This is a genomic window from Candidatus Methylacidiphilales bacterium (assembly GCA_028713655.1).
GTDB lineage: Bacteria > Verrucomicrobiota > Verrucomicrobiia > Methylacidiphilales > JAAUTS01 > JAQTNW01.
On the sequence record JAQTNW010000083.1, the window covers coordinates 1 to 2979 of the forward strand.

General features: G+C 55.9%; 4 protein-coding genes. 3 read left to right on the plus strand and 1 reads right to left on the minus strand.

The window, feature by feature from the left end:
- The 3 genes from PHD76_15155 to PHD76_15165 form a co-directional block, all read left to right on the plus strand.
- On the plus strand, window positions 1–990 hold a 990-nt coding region (locus tag PHD76_15155; GenBank protein MDD5263180.1), incomplete at its 5' end, for a penicillin-binding transpeptidase domain-containing protein.
- Between the two features lie 79 nt (window positions 991–1069).
- Window positions 1070–1639: a hypothetical protein gene (locus PHD76_15160; protein ID MDD5263181.1), complete on the plus strand. Its 570-nt coding sequence runs from the start codon at window positions 1070–1072 to the stop codon at window positions 1637–1639.
- 197 nt (window positions 1640–1836) lie between these two features.
- The gene (locus PHD76_15165) at window positions 1837–2613 is read left to right on the plus strand and encodes a flagellar brake protein (protein ID MDD5263182.1); all 777 of its coding nucleotides are present in this window, start codon (window positions 1837–1839) and stop codon (window positions 2611–2613) included.
- Window positions 2614–2647: 34 nt separating this feature from the next.
- Here PHD76_15165 and PHD76_15170 read toward each other — a convergent pair.
- Window positions 2648–2979, minus strand: a 332-nt coding sequence (locus PHD76_15170; protein ID MDD5263183.1) for a porphobilinogen synthase, incomplete at its 5' end; no start/stop codon positions are given.

A 2979-nucleotide genomic window follows, 5' to 3' on the forward strand; every position in this document is an offset into this window, starting at 1 on the left:
AAATTCAACCACGTCACACAGGCATGGCGTCAGCCGGGTTCGAGCTTCAAGCCGTTTATCTATTCGGCGGCGCTGGAAAAAGGCTTGACCGCGGCAACCGTGATCAATGACGCCCCCATCGTGGTGGATGCCGCCCAAACCGGCGGACAGGTCTGGGAGCCGAAAAACTTCGAGGGCGATTATGCCGGACCGATGCGCTTGCGCACCGCCCTGACCAAGTCGAAGAACTTGGTTTCCATCCGGGTGCTGCAATCTATCGGTCCTGCGTATGCCCAGGATTACATTGCCCGTTTCGGCTTTTCGCCTGAGCAGCACCCGCCCTACCTGACCATGGCGCTAGGGGCGGGGTCGGCAACGCCCATGCAAATGGCCGCGGCTTACTCGGTGTTTGCCAATGGCGGCTACCGTACCCAGCCCTATTTGATCGACCGGATTGTCGATGCGCGCGGTACGCTGCTGGTTCAGGCCAAACCCAAGCGTGCCGGTGATGGCGCCGAGCGCGCCATCGATGCGCGGAATGCTTTTATCATGACTTCCATCATGCGCGACGTGGTGCGTTTCGGTACCGGTGCGCGCGCCATGCAACTGAAACGCCAGGATCTTGCAGGAAAGACCGGAACCACCAATGATCAGGTGGATGCCTGGTTCACGGGTTTCAACCCGGGCCTGGTGGCAATTGCCTGGATCGGATTTGATCAGCCTCGTTCCATGGGCGGAGCAGAAACCGGCGCGCAGGCGGCGCTACCGGTCTGGATCGGGTATATGGGTAAGGCGCTGAAAGGCGTGCCGGAAGCGGATCTGGTGGTGCCGGAAGGGGTGGCAACCGTCAAAATCGACCCGCAAAGCGGGCGACGAGTTCCCGAAGGGAGCGAAGGGGTTTTGGAATATTTTTATCAGGAAAATATCCCGTCTGAGCAGACCGGCTTTTTCGAAGGCTTCTTTGGCGGTGGCGGCAAGTCCGCGGAAGAGGTTAAGGATCAATTGTTCTGAAATGCCAAAACCAGGCAAAGCTTCTGGTGAAAAGCCCGTCCCACGGTACCGGGAGAGAGAGAAAGCCGCGAATCTCCGCATGCGCGAACGCATCGCACACCAGGCAGCCCGCATCATTGCGGAAGACGGTCTCCAGGATTATGCCTCGGCCAAGCGCAAGGCCGCTCGCCAGATGGGTGCGCCGGACACCCACAACCTGCCGGATAATGATGAAGTGGAGCGGGCGTTAAGGGATTATCAGGCGCTTTACCAGCGAGATGAGCAAAGCGCGCGCTTGCGTCAACTGCGGCAGCAGGCATTGGCGGCGATGCGCTTGCTGGCACCGTTCAACCCCTACCTTACCGGCTCGGTTTTGAATGGCACGGCGACCCGCCACTCAGACATTAACCTGCAGCTGTTCACGGATAGTGCCAAGGAGGTGGAGCTGTTTCTGCTGGCCAGGCAGATGCCCTATAAAAGCGGCGAAAAACATTTCCATTTCGGGGGTGAAGAGCGCCCCATCCCGGTCTTTACCTTGCTGGATGGTCCTGCAGAAATTAATGTCACCGTTTTTGCGACAGAGGATATCCGCCGAATTCCGCGCGGCCATGCAGAAAAAAATGCGCGCGCCCAGGCCCGGTGGGTCGAGGCATTGCTTGAAGAGGGATAATACCCTTATACTTTCAAACACGCTTTCTACCGGCTACGCATAAGGATTGCGCGTTTTTGCTTTCCGAAAAGATTTAGAGACAAAAAATTAATGACACCCTCGTTGCCTTCCCGCCCGCTCCCCCGCCATTCAAATTTTTGGGCAACCCTTGCTGGGCGTCAAAACGGTCCGATTTCCGCAGTTCATGGCGGTGCAACATGGTGAATCCCACCCCAAATTCACCCCAAGGTTCATCAATTTCCGAAGATGACGACGGCGTCAGCAGTTTTACGGTTAGCTGGAAGAAAGAGATTGTCTACATTCTTCGCGCGGTGATGGAAAAGACCGAGTTGGTAAGCGCTTATTTTAATCGCGGCGAAAGTTTCATACTGACATCCATCATCGCCGTAGACCCTGACGAAGAGCTTGTTTTTCTGGATTTGGGCGCGAATGAGGTGTTCAATAAAAAAATTCTCGATAGCGAACGAATTGTTTTTGTTACGGCCCATGACAAGGTCAAGGTTCAGTTTGTCGGCCGCTGGATAGAAAAGGTCCAGCTCGGAGGCCGGGATGTGTTCAGGATCGAGCTTCCCAAGTCATTGATCAAGCTGCAGCGGCGGGATTATTACCGGGTGACAACGCCCATCGTCAACCCGCTGAAATGCATCGTTTTAATGGACGGCCAGCACAAGGCGGAAATGGTGGTTGCAGACATCAGCATCGGCGGAGTGGGTGTGGTTCTCCCTTCGGCGGATGCTGCCGTTGAACCAGGAATGACATTCAACGAATGCAGCCTGGTTTTGCCCGAGATCGGCAATATTGTGGCGACCCTGGAAATACGGAACGTATTCGAAGTGACTTTAAGAAACGGTTTGAAAACCAAGCGGGCAGGCTGTCAGTTCGTCAACTTGTCGGCCAACATGCAGTCCATGATCCAACGCTACATTATCAGGGTGGAGCGGGAGAGACGGGCCATGGACCTGGACCGGCAATAATTCACAGGATGATGGGAAACCCCATCACCCCCTATCAGTTTTCCTTGAGCCAGTTCGCCGCATCCAGCGCAAAGTAGGTCAGGATGCCATCCGCACCGGCACGCTTGAATCCCAGCAAGGCTTCCAGCACGCAGGCCTTCTCGTCTAGCCAGCCATTCTGGGCGGCCGCTTTGAGCATGGCGTATTCGCCGCTAACCTGATAAACAAAAGTCGGCGCCTGGTAGGTGTCCTTGATGCGTCGAACGATGTCGAGATAAGGCATGCCGGGCTTGATCATCACCATGTCGGCCCCTTCCTCGAGGTCCAGTCCGACTTCCCACAAGGCTTCATCGCTGTTGGCCGGGTCCATCTGGTAGGTATATTTGT